At 62.5% G+C, this 18494-nt stretch carries 16 protein-coding genes; 9 read left to right on the top strand and 7 right to left on the bottom strand.

Annotated elements, in window-relative coordinates; translation table 11 throughout:
- Nucleotides 1–63: 63 nt before the first annotated feature.
- Complete coding sequence (locus tag OZ428_RS29305) at nt 64–801, bottom strand: DUF2076 domain-containing protein (RefSeq protein WP_269132099.1); 738 nt, start codon at nt 799–801, stop codon at nt 64–66.
- 176 nt (nt 802–977) lie between these two features.
- On the opposite strand from OZ428_RS29305, the gene OZ428_RS29310 reads away from it, so the two are divergent.
- Nucleotides 978–1637, top strand: coding sequence for a YciC family protein (locus OZ428_RS29310; RefSeq protein ID WP_095017489.1), 660 nt, complete (start codon nt 978–980; stop codon nt 1635–1637).
- Between the two features lie 40 nt (nt 1638–1677).
- Nucleotides 1678–2766: an endonuclease/exonuclease/phosphatase family protein gene (locus OZ428_RS29315; RefSeq protein WP_269132100.1), complete on the top strand. Its 1089-nt coding sequence runs from the start codon at nt 1678–1680 to the stop codon at nt 2764–2766.
- Here OZ428_RS29315 and hrpB read toward each other — a convergent pair whose 3' ends face one another.
- Entirely contained in the window at nt 2767–5274 is a 2508-nt protein-coding gene (gene hrpB / locus OZ428_RS29320) for an ATP-dependent helicase HrpB (protein ID WP_269132101.1), read from the bottom strand.
- A 110-nt stretch (nt 5275–5384) separates the two neighbouring features.
- On the opposite strand from hrpB, the gene OZ428_RS29325 reads away from it, so the two are divergent.
- Together OZ428_RS29325 and OZ428_RS29330 are read left to right on the top strand one after the other, a co-directional pair.
- Nucleotides 5385–5804 (top strand): hypothetical protein, encoded by a 420-nt coding sequence (locus tag OZ428_RS29325; protein WP_010206751.1) that lies wholly within the window; start codon nt 5385–5387, stop codon nt 5802–5804.
- Nucleotides 5805–5819: 15 nt separating this feature from the next.
- Nucleotides 5820–6713: a cation diffusion facilitator family transporter gene (locus tag OZ428_RS29330; RefSeq protein WP_033896460.1), complete on the top strand. Its 894-nt coding sequence runs from the start codon at nt 5820–5822 to the stop codon at nt 6711–6713.
- Here OZ428_RS29330 and OZ428_RS29335 read toward each other — a convergent pair.
- Nucleotides 6710–7786: a DUF6515 family protein gene (locus OZ428_RS29335; protein WP_269132102.1), complete on the bottom strand. Its 1077-nt coding sequence runs from the start codon at nt 7784–7786 to the stop codon at nt 6710–6712. The genes OZ428_RS29330 and OZ428_RS29335 overlap by 4 nt on opposite strands.
- Before the next feature lie 397 nt (nt 7787–8183).
- Between OZ428_RS29335 and OZ428_RS29340 the strand changes: the two genes are divergently transcribed.
- Both OZ428_RS29340 and OZ428_RS29345 read left to right on the top strand, forming a co-directional pair.
- Nucleotides 8184–8663, top strand: coding sequence for an Lrp/AsnC family transcriptional regulator (locus OZ428_RS29340; protein ID WP_003194418.1), 480 nt, complete (start codon nt 8184–8186; stop codon nt 8661–8663).
- A 189-nt stretch (nt 8664–8852) separates the two neighbouring features.
- Complete coding sequence (locus OZ428_RS29345) at nt 8853–9062, top strand: DUF2788 domain-containing protein (RefSeq protein ID WP_025999909.1); 210 nt, start codon at nt 8853–8855, stop codon at nt 9060–9062.
- Here the strand turns inward: OZ428_RS29345 and OZ428_RS29350 are convergent.
- The 4 genes from OZ428_RS29350 to OZ428_RS29365 form a co-directional block, all read right to left on the bottom strand.
- Nucleotides 9057–9692 (bottom strand): pseudouridine synthase, encoded by a 636-nt coding sequence (locus OZ428_RS29350; protein WP_033896458.1) that lies wholly within the window; start codon nt 9690–9692, stop codon nt 9057–9059. The two genes, OZ428_RS29345 and OZ428_RS29350, sit on opposite strands and share 6 nt — an antisense overlap.
- Nucleotides 9693–9763: 71 nt before the next feature.
- Nucleotides 9764–11236: an AMP nucleosidase gene (amn, locus tag OZ428_RS29355; protein ID WP_162240105.1), complete on the bottom strand. Its 1473-nt coding sequence runs from the start codon at nt 11234–11236 to the stop codon at nt 9764–9766.
- Nucleotides 11237–11302: 66 nt separating this feature from the next.
- The gene (locus OZ428_RS29360) at nt 11303–12949 is read right to left on the bottom strand and encodes an acyl-CoA dehydrogenase family protein (RefSeq protein ID WP_269132103.1); all 1647 of its coding nucleotides are present in this window, start codon (nt 12947–12949) and stop codon (nt 11303–11305) included.
- 68 nt (nt 12950–13017) lie between these two features.
- Nucleotides 13018–15408: a hybrid sensor histidine kinase/response regulator gene (locus OZ428_RS29365; RefSeq protein ID WP_269132104.1), complete on the bottom strand. Its 2391-nt coding sequence runs from the start codon at nt 15406–15408 to the stop codon at nt 13018–13020.
- A gap of 276 nt (nt 15409–15684) precedes the next feature.
- Between OZ428_RS29365 and OZ428_RS29370 the strand changes: the two genes are divergently transcribed.
- From OZ428_RS29370 to hemL, 3 genes are read left to right on the top strand one after another with little or no spacing between them, the layout of a single operon-like run.
- Nucleotides 15685–16482 carry a hydroxymethylpyrimidine/phosphomethylpyrimidine kinase gene (locus OZ428_RS29370; RefSeq protein WP_038847526.1) on the top strand — a complete coding sequence of 266 codons (798 nt, stop codon included), beginning with the start codon at nt 15685–15687 and terminating at the stop codon, nt 16480–16482.
- 18 nt (nt 16483–16500) lie between these two features.
- Nucleotides 16501–17124 (top strand): thiamine phosphate synthase, encoded by a 624-nt coding sequence (gene thiE / locus OZ428_RS29375; protein WP_033896453.1) that lies wholly within the window; start codon nt 16501–16503, stop codon nt 17122–17124.
- 17 nt (nt 17125–17141) lie between these two features.
- Nucleotides 17142–18425, top strand: a complete 1284-nt coding sequence (gene hemL / locus OZ428_RS29380; RefSeq protein ID WP_033896452.1) for a glutamate-1-semialdehyde 2,1-aminomutase — start codon at nt 17142–17144, stop codon at nt 18423–18425.
- Nucleotides 18426–18494 lie beyond the last annotated feature (69 nt).

Genomic DNA, 18494 nt, shown 5'->3' on the forward strand with positions numbered 1-18494 from the left:
AGCCGCGAGAAGGTTTCCGGGAAAAATCAGACCGGGGCGACTAGCCGCCCCGGTCTGCGTGGGTCAGACGAAGGAATCGTCGTCGCCGAAGGAAGAAGAGTCGTCGGAATAATCGCTGTCGGCAAAGCTGTCCGAGTTGTTGCTGCCCCAGCTGTCATTGCCGGCGTACTTCTGGTCGTCGTTGCCCCAGTTGCCGTTGTCACTGGCAGGCGCTGGCTCTTCGCGGATGATTTCTTCCACGACTTGCGGCTGTTGCGAGTGGTGGTTGAACAGGCTGCTGATGCCTTCGGCCAGCAGCACACCACCGGCAACGCCGGCAGCAGTTTTCATCGCGCCGCCGAGAAAGCCACTGCCCACCGGAGCGGCCGGAGCAGGTTGTTGATAATTCTGCTGCGGTGCAGGCTGGCTGAACCCAGGCCGCGCCGGTTCGCGCCAGCCGCCACCGGAAGACGGCGGTGCACTTTGAGCCGGCTGCTGATCACGGGAACCGCCACCGCCAAAGATGCTCGACAGGAAACCACCGCTGCTCGCCGGAGCAGGCTGCGCGGATTTAGCCCGCTGCAGCTCGTCCTGCAATTGCTGGATCTGTTGCGCCTGCTGCTTGTTCTGCGCGTCGAGGCTCTTGAGCGCATGTTCCTGCACCAAAATCGACTGGGTCATGTAATACCCGGCCGCCGGTTGGCGCGTCATGTGCTCCTTGATCCGCGCTTCGGCCTGGGCGTCGCGGGGGGCTGAGTCCGTTTCGGCTTGTTGCAACCGTGAAAACAGTCCATCGATCAGGGTTTGCTCTTCGCTGTTCATGGCGACCTCGTTAGATTGCCGGTAGAAATCGTGGTCTCGCCTTTAATCAGGCGCCGTTCTAGTTATGGGGGTGTTACGAGTTGTTTCAATGGTCTTTACTCAAGGTTTACGTTTGCTTACCTCCGGTGATGATCGGTTAAAGTGTTGCCCTTGCTTTCAGGCCTGCGATGAACTTGATGAATCCGTTAGACGTGCTGCGCGACTCCTTCCGTTTCACCCAACGCAACCTGGGCGCCATCGTCCAACTGTGTCTGCCGTTGGTGATTTTCGAAGCCCTGTTGCAACAGGTGCTCAACCACGTCGTCGGCCCGGATGCGTTTCCCGGCTATAGCGTGGTGGTGGGGTTGCTGGTGTACCCGCTGTATACCGGCGCGCTGATCCTGTTTCTGGATGCTCGCACCCGTGGCGAATCGCCGCGCACTAAAGATGTGTGGGCCATGGCCCTCACGCTATGGCCGCGCTTCGCCCTGCTGACGGCCATGAGCACGCTGCTGATTCTGCTGGGGCTGTCGCTTTATTTCCTGCCGGGGCTGTGGCTGATGGTGGTACTGGCGTTTGCCGAGTACTTGCTGGTGCTGCGCGGCATGCCGGCGTTGGAGGCTATGAAGGAAAGTTTCCGCCTGAGCCGTGGGCATTTCTGGCTGATCCTGGTGTGCCTGCTGTGCGTGATGACGCCGCTGTGGTTGCTCAAAGGCGCCAGCGTCGCGGCCTATCCAACGCCCGCGCCGCTGCTGGGGCTGTTTCTGGACAGCGCCCACAGCTTCCTGCAGTTGTTTACCAGCGTGGTGCTGTTCCGTTTATTCATGCTGATCGGTGGCGATGCCGACGCGCGGTGATATGCTCCGTGCCACCTCTGAAACGCTATAAGCCGAGCCGATGACCCGTTTATTGCGCATCACCTTGTCGGGCCTGCTGATCATCGCAGGCCTGCTCACCGCCCTGATCTACAGCCTGACCTGGCGCCCCGAGGCGAAGGAAACCCTGCCGGTGAGCTGCGTCGCACCCCGCGCGCCCACGCTGTTGCCGGGGCAAGCGCTCAAGGTCATGACCTGGAACGTGCAATACCTGGCCGGCAAGAACTACGTGTTCTGGTACGACACCGCCGACGGCAGCGGCCCCGACGACCGCCCCACCGTGGAAGACATGGCCGCCAGCCTCGACGAAGTAGCGCGGGTGATCCGCGACGAACAACCCGACATCCTGCTGCTGCAGGAACTCGACGAAAACGCCAAGCCTTCTCACTACCAGGACCAACTGGCCCTTTTGCAGGAGCGCCTGGTCGACCTCTACCCGTGCAGCGCCCAGGCCTTCGACTGGAAAGCCGACTTCGTGCCAAACCTGCATATCTTCGGCAGCGTCGGTCGCAAACTGGCGACCCTGAGCCGTTACCAGATCGAACACGCCGAACGCCTGCAACTGCCGGCGCCCGAGGCCAATATCATCAGCCGCCAGTTCCAACCCAAGCCGGCTTTGCTGCTGACTTACCTGCCCCTAAGCGACGGTGGCCAACTGGCGGTGCTCAACACCCGCCTGGACGGCGATGCCCCTGGCCGCAGTGCGGTGCTGGAACAGGTCAAAACCACGGTCAAACTGCTGGATAAATTCGAAGGCCGTGGCACACCCTGGCTGATCGGCGGGGACTTCAACCTGCTGCCCCTCGGCCAATTCCTGCGCCTGGACGCCACCAAGCGCGGGCAGTATTCGCCGGACAGCGAGCTGCATCTGCTGTGGGACAAATACCCGATGATCCCGAGCAACAGCCAATCCAGCGGGATTGATCGTGAGCAATGGCTGACGCACTTCCCCAACGACCCGAGCGTGGACGGGCCGGATCGCACGCTGGATTATCTGTTCTACAGCCCAAGGATCAAGCGGGTGGAAGCCAAGGTGCGGCAGGAGGATACGTTGCGTATTTCCAACCATTTGCCGGTGATTGCGCGGTTCCTGCTACCGGCCGCGCAATAGTCACTTGCGCGGTTTGATCCGCGCCGTCGCCTCGGCCACCAACGGATCATCTGGCCAATAGTGCTTGGGGTACCGCCCCTTCAAATCCTTCTTCACCTCGGCATAAGTACTGCGCCAGAAGTTCGCCAGATCCTGCGTGACCTGCACCGGCCGCCGCGCCGGGGATAGCAAATGCAGCTTCACCACTTGGCGGCCGCCAGCAATGCGCGGGGTGTCGGCCAGCCCGAACAGTTCCTGCAAACGCACCGCCAGGATCGGCGGCTGTTCGCTGTAGTCCAGACGCACCGACGAACCCGACGGCACTTTCACATGTTGCGGCGCCAGTTCATCCAAACGTTGGGGCAGCGGCCAGGGCAGCAGGTTGTGCAGGAAGCTTGAGATATCCAGGTTGGCGAAATGGCTCAAGCGCGAGACTTTGCCCAGGTAGGGCATCAGCCAGTGTTCGAGGCTGGCGAGCAACGCCTTGTCACTGATATCCGGCCATTCGCTGGTTTTACCGGCGTCGAGTTGGCGCAGCAACATAACGCGGGCCTGCCATTGGCGCAGCTCCGGCGTCCACGGCAGCAGTTCCAGGCCTTTGCGGCGGACCAGGTTGACCAGCGCCTGGCTGCGGGCGGACTCCTCGAGGCCGGTCAGCGGTTCGCGGCTGAGCACCAGTTCACCGACTTTGCGTTGGCGTTCGGCGCGCAGGACGCCTTCGCGTTCGTCCCAATCCAGCTGGTCGACATTGCGCACTTGTTCGGCCAGCACCGTGTCGAACAGCGCCGGATCAAAATCCGCCGCCAGGTAGATGCGCTCTTCACGCTGGCCCTGGCGGCTGCCCAGGTCAGCGATGACCAGCCAGGCTTGTTTCATCAGGCTGTCGGCCTCGGCGAACAGCGCCGCGCGGCCATTGGCCAGGCGATATTCAGCGCCACCGGGGCGACGCTGCTGGGCGACGCGATCCGGGTAGGCCAGCGCCAGCAAGGCGCCGAGCCAGCGCGGGTGATCGGGGTCGGCAACGGCTTGAGTCGCCTGGCCTCTCAAGTAACCGCGATATTGTCGCGCCAGTTGCTTGGCCCGCTGCACGCCGCCTTGGGTGCCGCGTGCGCGTTCTTCGCCGGACAACAGCGCCAACCGACTGTGCAAATCCGCACCACCACCGCGCAAGATATCGCGCTCTCCCAGCAAGGCAGCCACGTCGCACGCCGTCGCGGCCAACCCAAGATCCTGGCCGCGCAGCAGCAGGTGGGCGATACGCGGATGGGCCGGCAGCTCGGCCATTTTCTGCCCATGGGCGGTCAGTTTTTCTTCATTCAACGCACCGAGGCGCACCAGCAAATCCTGGGCCTGGGCATACGCGGCGGTCGGAGGCACATCCAGCCACACCAGTTGATTGGGCGTGACGCCCCAGCGCGCCAGTTGCAAGGCCAGGCCGGCCAGGTCGGCGGCGAGGATTTCCGCACTGCCGTAGGCAGCCAGGCCTTCGTGCTGGTCTTCGGACCACAGGCGATAACACACGCCCGGCTCCAGGCGCCCTGCCCGGCCGGCGCGCTGGGTGGCGCTGGCGCGGGAGATACGTTGGGTGTCGAGGCGGGTCATGCCGCTGCCGGGGTCGAAACGCGGCACCCGCGCCAACCCGGCGTCGATCACCACGCGCACGCCGTTGATCGTCAGGCTGGTCTCGGCGATGTTGGTCGCCAGCACCACTTTGCGTTTGCCGGCCGGGGCCGGGTCGATGGCGGCGCGTTGGGCGTTGAGGTCCAGTTCGCCATGCAGTGGGCACAACAGCACATCGGCGCGCTCACCGAGGGCGTCGGCCAGTTGCTGGTTGACCCGACGAATCTCCGCCTGCCCCGGCAGGAACACCAACACGCTGCCGGTTTCATCATGCAGGGCTTCGAGAATCGTCTGCACCACACGCGGTTCGATGAATTCACCGGGTTGATAGGGGCGCCCCCAGCGCATCTGCACAGGGAACATGCGGCCTTCGCTGCGCAGGATCGGCGCGTCGTCGAGCAGACTGGCCAGGCGCTCGCCTTCAAGGGTGGCGGACATCAGCAGGATTTTCAGCGGTTGATCGTCGCGAAAGAGTTCGCGGCCGTTGAGGCTCAGGGCCAGTGCCAGGTCGGCGTCGAGGCTGCGTTCGTGGAACTCGTCGAAGATCAGCAAACCCACGCCATCCAGCGCCGGGTCATCCTGCAGGCGGCGCGTGAGGATGCCTTCGGTGACCACTTCGATGCGCGTATTGGGGCCGACTTTGCTGTCCAGACGAATGCGATAGCCGACGGTTTCACCGACCTTTTCACCCAACTCACTGGCCAGGCGTTCGGCCGCCGCACGGGCTGCGAGACGGCGGGGTTCGAGCATCAGGATGGTCTGCCCGGCCAGCCAGGGTTCGTTCAATAATGCCAAGGGCACGCGGGTGGTTTTACCGGCGCCGGGGGGCGCTTCGAGCACGGCTTCATGGCGATTCGCCAAGGCGTCACGCAGTGCAGGTAAAACTTCATCAATCGGCAACGAATTCATACTGGCTCCAAAGCAGAGCGGCGAGTATAACGGCGAACTGCCGAGTGCCGACGATGGTCTCAAGGCCGTTGCTATATAGTCCCGTATCAACCGTGTTCAGGAGAGTCTCCATGCGTATCGCTTCCCGTGTCATTGGCGGTGTCCTCGCCGTCACCCTGCTGAGCCAACTGACGGCCTGCGGTTCGATCTTCTACCCGGACCGCCGTGGCCAGATCGATGGCAAGATCGACCCGACCATCGCCGTGCTCGACGCCGTGGGCCTGCTGTTCTATGTGATCCCTGGCCTGATCGCGTTCGGCGTGGACTTCGCCACCGGCGCTATCTACTTCGAACCGGGCAAGACCGCCCAGGTCGACCCGCAAAAACTTCACGAAGCCATCGGCGCCGACGGCAAGGTCGACAACGCCAAGCTGCAAAGCATCATCCAGAAGGAAACCGGCCGCAGCCTGCCGCTGGACGACCCGCGCATGATCCAGTTCAAGGGCAGCGTACAACAGCTCGCCAGCCTGGGCCTGCAACCCGCCGCTTAAGGATCCGAGCCGCCTATGACCAGCAGTCCCGAACACGCCAGGCTCCTGCGCCTGGCCACTCGCGCCTCGGTGGGCGTGGCTTGTGCGCTGATTATCACCAAGGCCATCGCCTGGTGGCTCAGCGGCTCGGTGAGCATGCTCGCCGGGTTGACCGACTCGCTGCTGGACGGCGTGACCTCGCTGCTGAACCTGCTGGCAGTGCATTACGCCCTGCGCCCGGCCGATGACGATCACCGTTATGGGCACGGCAAGGCGGAGTCGCTGTCGGGCATGGCCCAGGCGCTGTTTATCGGTGGCAGTGCGGTGTTGATCGCGTTCCAGGCCTATCAGCGTCTGCAACACCCGGAACCGGTGGGCGCGCCGTGGTTGAGCATTGGCGTGATCGTGTTTTCCCTGGTGCTGACCGTGGCGTTGCTGATGCTGCAACACCGGGTGATCCGCGAAACCGGCTCCAACGCCGTGCGCGCGGACTCATTGCACTACCGCTCCGACCTGATGCTCAACGGCAGCATCCTGGTGGCGCTGGTGCTGGCGGGGTTTGGCTACCATCAGGTCGACGCTTGGTTCGGCCTGGGCATTGCCGCCTACATTTTGTGGAGCGCCATCCAGATCGCCCGTGAAAGCTTTGCGGTATTGATGGATGAAGAACTGCCACCGGACGTCAGCCAGCACATGCTGGAACTGGCCCGTGGCGTGCCGGGCGTCTTGGGCGCGCATGATTTGCGCACGCGGATTTCCGGCAGCCACTGGTTTGTGCAGCTGCACCTGGAATTGCCGGGGGAATTGACGCTGTCAGTGGCCCACGGCATCAGCGACCAGGCCGCCGATGCCATTCACAAGGCTTACCCGCGTGCCGAAGTGCTGGTGCACGCCGACCCGCGGGAAGTGGTCACCGGCAATAAAACCTAGTACTGCACCTGATAACCACGACTGCTCAAGCAGTTGCCCTGGGCCTGGCGGTAGGTTTGCACCACCGCCGGATCGGGGGCGTAGGTGACTTGCTGCGGGTCTAAGCCACTTTGCTGCACGGCCCAGCGATAACAATCATAACCGTCCTGCTGCACCTGGGCCGGCGACTGGCCGTTGGCCGGATACGCCACCACGTCATAGCCATTGCCTTGGGGCGCGGGCTGCGGTGCTGGGACGGCGGCGGGCGGTTGCACCACCACGTATTGCTGGGAGCTGCTTTCGTAGGTGTAGTAGGAGCCTGCCGCGAGGAAGAACAGCGCGCTGCCGATCCACACTTCACGGGCGTAGTCCGGCAGGTAATGCACACGGATGCCATAGGGCGGCGTCACCACCACGTAGCGCGGGCCTTGCGGCCGGTACCAATAACCGCCGGAGTAGAAGTAATCCTGGCCACGGTAAGGCACGCGGTAATTGCGATCAGGGAAACGGTCGATCACATAACCGGGGCGATGTTGCGGGCCTGGGCCCCAACCGTTGCCATGGCCGTCTGGGCGACCGGGCCAGCGGTTGTCGCCGGGATGACCATTGCCATTGTTGTACCCACCGCCATTGTTACCGGGACGTGAGCCTGGGCCGCCGGCTTCCCAGTGCTGGTTGCCGTCATTGCGTCGAGGGATGTCGCGGTAATAGCCCTGGCGTGGTTCCTGGGTCTGGCGCACCGTGTCGGGGCGACTCTGGATCGGCAGGTTATTTGAAGGCTGCGGTTGTGGCTGCTGAACTGGCCGCCCCTGCTCATTGCCTTGTGGACGCCCTTGCCATTGACCACCACCGTTCTGGCCTGCGCGATCAAAATGCTGATTCTGCGGGCGTGGCTGGTTGTTTTCCGGCCGTGGCTGATTGTTCTGCGGACGCGGCTGTTCGTTACCGCCCCCTGGCCGTCCGCCCTCCGGCCCTCTTTCATGCTGACCACCGCCCTCACCGCGCGGCCCGTTGTCCCGTTCGTCGGCCACTGCCTGGGCGCCAACGGTGACCATCAGCAAACCTACACCTGCCAAACGCCAGATGCGCTTCATGCTATTCCTCACTGCGGATTAGGGCCTGTCCATGAGACTGGAAAAGCCAGGCCCGGTTCTCGGACAGGTTATCAGCAGGCAAAAGAAAAGGGGTGACCCGTCGGCCACCCCTTGAGAACTTCGTCCTGGCTCAACGCTTTTGACGTTGGCTCACCTCACGCCGTCTTGTGGACAGTGTGCAGCCTGGAGGCCGGCTCAACCCTGCTGGGGTGGCGGCCGCAGCGGGCCTGATTGGGCGGGCTGCTTTGGACTGTTGTCCAGGCGGTGATTCTGTTGATAAAGATACCCGCCAGCGTCCGGCAGATGATTGCGAAGATTGCGTCAATAAACAGTGCTTGCGCAATTTTTAACCCTTCATGGATAATTAACCGCAATAGTTACGACAAAGGCCAACCCAATGAGCAAGCTTGACCGATACGACCTGAGTATTTTGGCGGAATTGCAACGTGATGCGCGGATCTCCAACCAGGAGCTGGCCGAACGCATCGGCTTGTCGCCGTCACCGTGCTCGCGCCGGGTCAAGCAGTTGGAGGACGACGGTTACATCGCCCGCCAGGTCGCCTTGCTCGACCGCAAGATGCTCGGCCTGAGCCTGACCGCCTATGTATTGATCGGCATGGACCGCCACACGCCCGAACGTTTCGAGAATTTCGAAGCGGCGATCCGCACCCTGCCCCAGGTGCTGGAATGCAGTTTGGTGACAGGGATGGATGCGGACTATCAGCTGAAAGTAGTGGTGCCGGACATGGACCACTACCAGAAACTGCTGCTGGGACACCTGACCCGCATTGAAGGCGTGACCAGCGTACGCTCCAGCTTTGTGCTGAACCAGGTGCTCAACAGCACAGAATTGCCGCTGACGCACCTGCGCACCTGAGATCAACACGAAACAATGTGGGAGCTGGCTTGCCTGCGATAGCATCACCTCGGTTTTACTGGCACACCGAGTTCCTGCATCGCAGGCAAGCCAGCTCCCACATTGACCGCGACCGACTCAGGTCAATGTTGCGCCTTTGACGCTGCCATATACTGCCCTCTTGCCCTGTCGGAAGCCCCCATGAACAACATCGACCCCGCCCTCTTTGAAGAATGGATGATGACCGGCCTGGTCACGATCCTGATCATTTTCATGGGCTTTATCGTCTGGGACCTGGCGAAGAAGTCCAAGGCCGGGCGTTTTGGCTCGTTTATTCTGTTCTTCGTGTTGGGCCTGGGCGTGGCCGCGTTCATCATCAAGAGCGTGGTGATCGGCCTGATCGAGTCCGGCGCCTTATAAGCGCGCCGGTACTTCCTTCCACTGGCCTTGATCCAGGCCGTCGATCGTCCACTCGCCAATGCGCACCCGCACCAGGCGCAAGGTAGGCAACCCCACGGCAGCGGTCATGCGCCGTACCTGGCGGTTACGCCCCTCGCGAATCACCAATTCAAGCCAGTATGTCGGTATGTTTTTGCGAAAGCGCACCGGCGGGTTGCGTGGCCATAACTCGGGCTCATCCAACTGCCGCGCTTCGGCCGGTAAGGTTTTGCCATCATTCAACTCGACGCCATCGCGCAGGCGTTGCAGTTGCTCTTCGGTCGGTTCGCCTTCCACCTGCACCCAATAGGTTTTCGCCAGCTTGTGCTTGGGGTCGGCAATCCGCGCTTGCAACTGGCCATCGTTGGTCAGCAGCAACAAGCCTTCGCTGTCACGGTCCAGACGGCCCGCCGGGTAGATGCCGGGAATGTCGATGAAATCTTTGAGCGTCGCGCGCCCGCCTTCGTCGCTGAACTGGGTCAGCACGTCGAAGGGTTTATTGAACAGGATCAATTTCGGCTCGGCCGGTGGCGCCTTGGCGACACGCCGCGCGGCGGAATACGGAGGTTTCACACCAGGGCGGCGCGAATCGGGACGGGTGGGACGGGACATGGCAAAGGAACATCTAACGGTCAGGACCGACAATGCTAGTGGCCTGACCGTTAAATGACCATCCCAACCGCTTAGCGGAACGGCGGCTCGTCGAAGCTGCGCAGTTTGCGCGAGTGCAGCGAATTGAGTTCGGTGCGCAACAAATCCACCGCCTCGATGCCGATCTTCAAGTGCTGGCTCACCGCGCGCTCATAGAACGCGTTGGCCGAACCCGGCAGCTTGATCTCGCTGTGCAGCGGTTTGTCCGAAACACACAGCAACGTACCGTACGGCACCCGCAAGCGATAACCCTGAGCGGCGATAGTGCCGCTTTCCATGTCCACGGCCACGGCGCGGGACAGGTTGATCAGCGGCCGCTCCTGGGCCCAGCGCAGTTCCCAGTTGCGGTCGTCGTAGGTCAGTACGGTGCCGGTGCGCAGGCGTTTTTTCAGTTCTTCGCCTTTTTCGCCGGTGACGTTGGCCGCCGCTTGCTGCAAGGCCATCTGCACTTCGGCCAGGGCCGGGATCGGGATGTTCGGCGGCACTACACGGTCGAGAATCCCGTCGCGGCGCATGTAGGCATGAGCCAGTACATAGTCGCCGATGGTCTGGGATTGGCGCAGGCCGCCGCAGTGGCCGATCATCAGCCAGCAATGCGGACGCAGCACGGCCAGGTGGTCGGTGATGTTCTTCGCGTTGGACGGGCCGACGCCAATGTTGACCAACGTCACGCCGTGGCCGTCAGTGGCTTGCAAGTGATAGGCCGGCATCTGGTAGCGATGCCACACCACCCCGGCAGCAATGGCGGAGGCCTCGCCATGGTCCATGCTCTTGTCGATCACCACGTTGCCCGGCAACACCATGCGGATAAAACGCGGGTCACTGCGCAGTTGCTCCAGGCCATGCAGGATGAACTGGTCGACATAACGGTGGTAGTTGGTCAGCAGGATCCACGGCTGCACATGGCGCCAGTCGCTGCCGGTGTAGTGCACCAGGCGGCGCAGGGAAAAGTCCACGCGCGCGGCATCGAACAGTGCCAGGGGCAGCGGGTCGGTGTTTTCCCAGTCGTACAGGCCATCGGCAATGCCATCGGTGGCGGCCGACAGGTCGGTACTCGGGAACACACGGGCCAGGGTCGCTGCGGTCACGCCGGAGCCGGCCAGTTCATCGCCCTGCTCCACCACGTACGGGTACGGGATGTTCTGCTGGCTGACGCCGACTTCCACTGTCACGGTGAAGTCGTGCATCAGCGGCACCAGTTGCTCCAGCAGGTATTTACGGAACGCCGCAGGATGGGTGACGGTAACGCTGTAGGTTCCCGGCAACTGAACCTTGGCATATGCGCGAGTGGTCTGTGGGACTTCGCCGTGGCAGTGGTAGGTCAGGCGCAGTTCCGGGTAGCGAAACAGCGCACGTTGCTCGGCGTCGGGTTCGACGCGGTCCTTCAGATATTGCTTGAGGGCTTGATTGAGCGCGCCCGTGGCGCGCTCATGCAGGGCCGCCAGCCGATCCACGGCTTCTTCGGCGGTTTGAACGACAACAAAAGCTTCGGTCACGGTAAGCATCCTGTGTTCTGACGTGCAGGCCTTTATCTTGCCTGTATCCCCGTCAGACGCAAACTTTGAATGCAATCAACAAGGTGTGGACCTGGCGACAATCGCCGCTACATCCACACCTCGCGGCAACGTGCCATACACCCGACCGGACGATTCACCCAAACGACTGGCGATAAACCCATCGCTGACCGCTGCATTGCCGGCTTCCAGCAATAGCTTGGCCTGCAATGCCACCGCGATGTCTTCGGTGAGCTGCCGCGCGCGGTATTGAATGTCCTGGGTGTCCATGAACGCCGACTTCAGCTGTTCGATATGCCGCGCCAGCAGCCGGTCGCCGTGCCCATCCCCCAGTTCGACAAACAACGTCTCCAGCACGCCCGGCTCTTTCGACAAGGCGCGCAGCACGTCCAGGCATTGCACGTTGCCGGAACCTTCCCACGTCGAGTTCACCGGTGCCTCACGGTAAAGGCGCGGCAAGATGCTGTCCTCGACGTACCCGGCACCGCCCATGCACTCGGCGGCTTCGTTGATCATGGCCGGGGCGCGTTTGCAGATCCAATACTTGCCCACCGCCGTCACCAGCCTGGCGAACTTGGCTTCCTGCTCATCGCCCAGGTTATCCAGGGCCCTGCCCATGCGCATGCTCAGGGCCAGCGCGGATTCGCTTTCCAGCGCCAGGTCCGCCAGCACGTTTTGCATCAAGGGTTGCTCACTGAGTACCCGGCCCCCCACCGAGCGGTGGGCACAATGATGGCTGGCCTGGGTCAGCGCCTGGCGCATCAATGCACTGGAGCCGACCATGCAATCGAAGCGGGTCATGGCAACCATCTCGATGATGGTCGGCACGCCACGCCCTTCTTCACCGATCATCCAAGCCAGGGCGCCACGGAACTCCACTTCGCTGGAGGCATTGGAGCAGTTGCCGAGTTTGTTTTTCAGGCGCTGGATGTAGAACTCGTTGCGCGTGTCATCCGGGCGGTGCCGGGGCAGCAGGAAGCAGGTCAGCCCCTTGTCGGTTTGCGCCAGGGTCAGGAAGGCATCGCACATCGGGGCCGAGCAGAACCACTTGTGGCCCACCAACTCATAGGGTTGCCCCGGCCCGCCAGCGCCCACCGGGTAAGCACGGGTGGTGTTGGCGCGCACGTCGGTGCCGCCCTGTTTCTCGGTCATGGCCATGCCGATAGTGGCACCGGCCTTGTGGGCGATGCCGACATTGCGCGGGTCGTAGTGGGTATTGAGGATTTTCGGCAGCCAGGTCTTGGCAAGGTCGGGTTGCAAGCGCAGGGCCGGGACACAGGCGAAGGTCATGGTCAGCGGGCAACCGGTGCCGGCTTCAGCCTGGCTGTGCAGGTAGGTCATGGCGGCGCGGGCCACATGGGCGCCGGACTGCGGATGCGCCCAAGGCAGCGACGGCAACCCATGTTCGACGGCGGTGCGCATCAGTTCGTGGTAAGCCGGGTGAAACTCCACCAGGTCGATGCGATGACCATAACGGTCATGGCTGCTGAACACCGGTTTGTTCTGGTTCGCCAGGAACCCCGCTTCCATCAGCGGCCCACCCGCCAGCGCACCGTAGGCATCGATACGCGCCTCTGCCCAACCCGCGCCAAAGCGGCGCGACCAGTCCTGCAGGGGTAAATCGATACGGTACAGGTTGGTGCCGTCCAGGGACGGTGGCTGGTTGGTGACGTCGTGGGTTTCAGCAAACTGATGCAGGTTCATGACGGGCCTCCTGGAAAAAGGCCACGTTCAATTGAGGCCTGAATTTCAGTTAAGCACCGTCATACGGCTTAAAAAAGTGGCATACCCGCCGAATGTCCGGCGCTTTCGCCCTCTACCGGACACAACAACCGACGCGCCAACACCGCCTGCAAAGCCTCGAAACGCACAGGCTTGGCCAGGCGCTCAGAGAGGCCGATACCATGACAGTGCTCGCGCTCTGACACATTCAGCGACGTACTCAAAGCGATCACCGGCAGCTCACCGCAGCCAGGCAGAGCACGGATCTGACAGCACAACGAGAAACCACCTTCAGGAATATCCAACAGTACCGCGTCGAAATCTCCTGCTTGCAAGGCGGCCAACGCGTTCGGGCCGGTGTCCACGGTTTTCACCCGGTATCCGAGCTTGAGCAGCATGCCGCGCACCACCAGTTGGCCGACGCTGTTGTCGTCCACCAGCAGCACCGAGCACTCCTGAGGTGCGCGCTGCTTATCCGGCGCAGGCTTGGATTCAGGTGCTAGCGGGCTGACCTCCACTTCCAGCTGGAAACGGCTACCTTTGCGCGGTTCGGAATGATGGGTCAGACGCCCGCCCAGCAGCTCGATCAGTTGCCGGCAGATTGCCAGGCCGATACCCAGGCCGCCGTACTCGCGGGTCATGGAACCATCCAGCTGGAAGAACCGCTGATACAGGGTCGCCTCGTCAAGGAAGGCAAACCCGATACCGGTATCGGTCACGATAAAGCTCAAGCGCAAACCACCGTCACTCTGGGGCACGCCGACCACGCGCAGGCGCACCGCGCCTTCGTGGGTGAACTTGAACGCGTTGTCCAGCAGGCAATCCAGGCACTGCAGCAGTTTGTCGACGTCGCCCAGTACGCGGTCCGGCAACTCGTCCGCCACATCGATGGAAAACGCCAAACCTTTGCTCTGGGCACTGGCAGTGAACTGCTGGCGCAAGGTGTCGAGCGTGCCGCGCAGGCTGAACACCTGGGGTTGCGCGCTCAAGCGGCCGGCCTGCAGTTCGGTGAGGGTGAGGATGCCGTTGACCATGCGCATCATGTCCCGCGCCGAACCGGCGGCGGTTTGATGGTATTGCGCCAGGTCCGCGTCCAGAGGCACGGTCTGCATCAGTTCGAGGGAGCCGATCACGCCGTTCATGGGCGTGCGCAGTTCGTGGGTCAGGGTGGCGAGGAACTCATCCTTGAGACGGTTGCTGCGCGCCAATTGCTGGTTGAGCACTTCAAGCTTCTGACTGGCATCGAACAGGATCTGCGCCTGTTGCTCGCGCATGGAATTGATGCGGTCGGCCAGGGCCAGGGACAGCAGCGCGACTTCGATCGCCGAGCCGATCTGGCTGGCATACATGGTCAGGAATACATTGGGCAGATAACCCAGCACCATCAGCGTATTCACCACCCCGCCCAGCAAGAACGCCGACCAGGCGATGATGAAATAGCGCGCCACGCGCTGCCCGCAGTACCAGGCCTTGATGGCCGCGACGAAGATGGTCACGGTAAACACCAGGGCCAAACCGGTGGCCAGGCGCAGCGCCAGGGCGTAGCTGGTCATCAACGACAGCAGCATCACCACACCGCCGCAGGCCACCAGCGCCAGCAGCAGCCGGTTGATCCAACGACTGTGCTGGGCCGTGTGCAAAAAGCTGCGCGCAAACAGGCTGCCGAACAACGCCGCCGAGCCGATCAGGAATGGCGTCGCGGCATTCGCCCACCAGGGATTGTTCGGCCAGAAATACTCCACCGCCGCACCGTTGACCGACAGCTGGTACATGCCAAACGAGGCGATATAGAAGATGTAATAGAGGTAGCTGGTGTCGCGCACGCTGAGGTAGATGAACAGGTTGTAGACCAGCATCCCCAGCAACACGCCATAGATCAGGCCCAATACATACAGACGCAGCGGCTGTTGCTCCAGGTAAGCGGTGCTGGACCAGAGCGTCAGAGGCGCCTGGATCGAGCCTTCGCTTTGCAGGCGCAGGTACAGGGTTTTTGCCTCGCCCGGCGTGAAGTCGACCTTGAACAGGTAGTTGTTCTGGCGGATCTCACGGGCGGAAAACGGCAGCGCATCCCCGGTGCGCCCGGCCAGGCGGTAGGTGCCGGTGTTGTCGGGCAGGTAGAGGTCAAGATGGTCGAGCGGTGGGTACGCCAGCTCCAGCAACCAGGTGCGCTGCGCTTCGGGATTCGTGGGCAGGTACTGCAGGTTGACCTTGAGCCAGAACACCGAGCGCGAGTAGCCGGCATTCAGGGTGTCTTTATCGTGGGGTTTGAACTGCGCAGTGGCGGACGGCGCACTGACATCCGCGATGGTGAGGGCATCGGTCGGGTCTTCGAGCACTTGCATGGCTCGGCCCAACGGCAGGCTTCGCGTGTCCTGGTTGAACTCGATGGCGTTGGCGAGCAGCGGCAGCCCGCACAACAATAAAATCAGCAAATAGCGCATAGAGCCCCAGCGTGGCCTGTCCGGTTATGTCAAAAAGCCCCCCATTCCTTTTGAGAAGACGTACACCGGCAATACAGTTAGTCGTTTGGATCCACTCTAGCATAGCTGCTAAAGGCCACTAGGCACCATTGAAATAATTTTTTGAAAGGCTCTAGAACGCGGCTTTCAGCGATTTTTATCGACCGTAAAACCGCCAAAAAAGCGTCACTTCGATGGCAAAATTCAACCATCGCCAGACGGCCCCGCCAAAAGCGTTTGGTGGTAAGCTCGCGCACCATGAATATCTACAGCTCTCGTCCCGTTGTCCTCTGTCTCTCCGGCCATGACCCCAGTGGTGGCGCCGGCTTGCAGGCAGATATCGAAGCCCTGCTCGCCCAGGGTTGCCATGCCGCTGCGGCCGTCACCGCCTTGACCGTGCAAAACACCGTCAATGTCAGCGATTTCCGCGTGCTCGACCGCGAGTGGGTACTGGCCCAGGCCAATGCCGTGCTCGGCGATTCCGAAGTGGCGGCGGTCAAGCTGGGCATGCTCGGCTCCACCGCGATGGTCGACACCGTCGTCGAACTGTTGCAAGCGCATCCGCACCTGCCAGTGGTGTGCGACCCGGTGCTGCGCGCTGGCGGCGGTGGCAGCCTGGGCAAGGACGAAGTCGGTTATGCAATGCGCGAGCGGCTTTTCCCGCTGTCGTTGATCGCCACGCCCAACCTGCCGGAAGCGCGCATCCTCGCGGAGCTGCCTGAAGGCACGGCGGACGAATGCGCCGAGAAACTGTTGCCGTACATCAAGCACCTGCTGATCACCGGCGGCCATGGCGACGAGCACGAAGTGCACAACCGCCTCTACAGCCGCGACGGCACGCGCCAGACCTTTACCTGCCAGCGCCTGCCCGGCAGCTATCACGGTTCGGGCTGTACGTTGGCCAGTGCATTGTCCGGTCGGATTGCCCAGGGCGAAGGCTTGGTGAGCGCCGTACAATCGGCCCTCAACTACACTTGGCGCACCCTGCGTGACGCCGAACAACTCGGCCAGGGCCAGTTCGTACCGCGCCGGTTGCCGCTGGATTTCTGCTCTTAAGATCAAGGGGCCTGCCCGATGAAATTACGTGGCCTTTACGCCATTACCGACAGCCAACTGTTGGCCGGTAAATTCCTCGCCTACGTCGAAGCCGCGTTGGACGGTGGCGTGACCCTGCTGCAATACCGCGACAAAAGCAGCGACGAAGCCCGGCGCCTGCGTGAAGCAGAAAAGCTGCGGGAGCTGTGCTCGCGCTACAAGACCCAGTTGATCATCAACGACGACGCCGAACTGGCCGCGCGCCTCGGCGTTGGCGTACACCTAGGCCAGACCGACGGCCCGCTGACCCCGGCCCGCGCCCTGCTGGGCTCCAAAGCCATCATCGGTTCCACCTGCCACAGCCAGATCGAGCTGGCCGAGCAGGCCGCCAAGGAAGGCGCCAGTTATGTCGCCTTCGGCCGCTTCTTCAATTCCAACACCAAGCCCGGCGCACCGGCCGCCACCACAGAGATGCTGGCCCAGGCCCGTACACGTTTGCAGCTGCCGATCTGCGTGATTGGCGGCATCACCCTGGAGAACGCCCAGCCCTTGGTGGCCCACGGCGCCGACCTGCTGGCGGTGGTGCATGGCCTGTTTGGCGCCGACAGCACCCAGGAAGTCACGCGCCGCGCCCGTGCGTTCAACGCCCTTTTTCAGATTTGATTCAAGAGAGCCCGATCATGTCCCGTTCCGAAACGCTGTTTGCCAATGCCCAGAAACACATCCCCGGCGGTGTGAACTCCCCCGTGCGTGCGTTCAAGAGCGTGGGCGGCACGCCGCTGTTCTTCAAGCACGCCGAAGGCGCCTACGTCACTGACGAAGATGACAAGCGCTATGTGGATTACGTCGGCTCCTGGGGCCCGATGATCCTCGGCCATAGCCACCCGGACGTGCTGGACGCAGTGCGCAAGCAACTGGAACACGGCCTGTCCTACGGCGCGCCGACCGCCATGGAAACCGAGATGGCCGATCTGGTCTGCTCGATCGTGCCGTCGATGGAAATGGTGCGCATGGTCAGCTCCGGCACCGAAGCCACCATGAGCGCGATCCGCCTGGCCCGTGGTTTCACCGGCCGCGACAGCATCATCAAGTTCGAAGGCTGCTACCACGGCCACTCCGACAGCCTGTTGGTGAAAGCCGGTTCCGGCCTGCTGACCCAAGGCGTGCCAAGCTCCGCCGGTGTGCCGGCGGCGTTCGCCAAACACACGCTGACCCTGCCGTTCAACGACATCGCCGCCGTCGAGCAAATGCTCAATGAAGTGGGCCAGGACGTGGCGTGCATCATCGTCGAGCCGGTGGCCGGCAACATGAATTGCGTGCCCCCGGCGCCAGGCTTCCTCGAAGGCCTGCGCGAGCAGTGCGACAAGCACGGCGTGGTGTTGATTTTCGACGAAGTGATGACCGGCTTCCGCGTTGCCCTCGGCGGCGCCCAGGCTCACTACGGCGTCACGCCGGACCTGAGCACCTTCGGCAAGATCATCGGCGGCGGCATGCCGGTGGGCTGCTTCGGCGGCAAGCGCGACATCATGCAGCACATCGCGCCACTGGGCCCGGTGTACCAGGCGGGCACCTTGTCGGGTAACCCGTTGGCCATGGCCGCCGGCCTGACCACCCTGCGCCTGATCAGCCGCCCGGGCTTCCACGCCGAGCTGACCGACTACACCACGCGCCTGCTCGACGGCCTGCAACAGCGTGCCGATGCCGCCGGTATCCCGTTTGTCACCACCCAGGCGGGCGGGATGTTCGGCCTGTATTTCAGCGGCGCCGACGATATCGTCACTTTTGATGACGTGATGGGCAGTGACGCCGATCTGTTCAAGCGCTTCTTCCACCTGATGCTGGAAGGTGGTGTGTACCTGGCGCCAAGCGCTTTCGAAGCCGGCTTCACCTCGATCGCCCACGGCGAAGCCGAGCTGAAACTGACCCTCGATGCCGCCGAACGCGCGTTTGCCGCATTGAAATAATGGGTCGTACAAATCAGGCACCGCGCAAACGGTGTCTGATTTGCTACTTTGCTTACAGAGATTTCCGCG

The organism is Pseudomonas sp. GXZC (assembly GCF_026967615.1).
Lineage (GTDB): Bacteria > Pseudomonadota > Gammaproteobacteria > Pseudomonadales > Pseudomonadaceae > Aquipseudomonas > Aquipseudomonas azotoformans_A.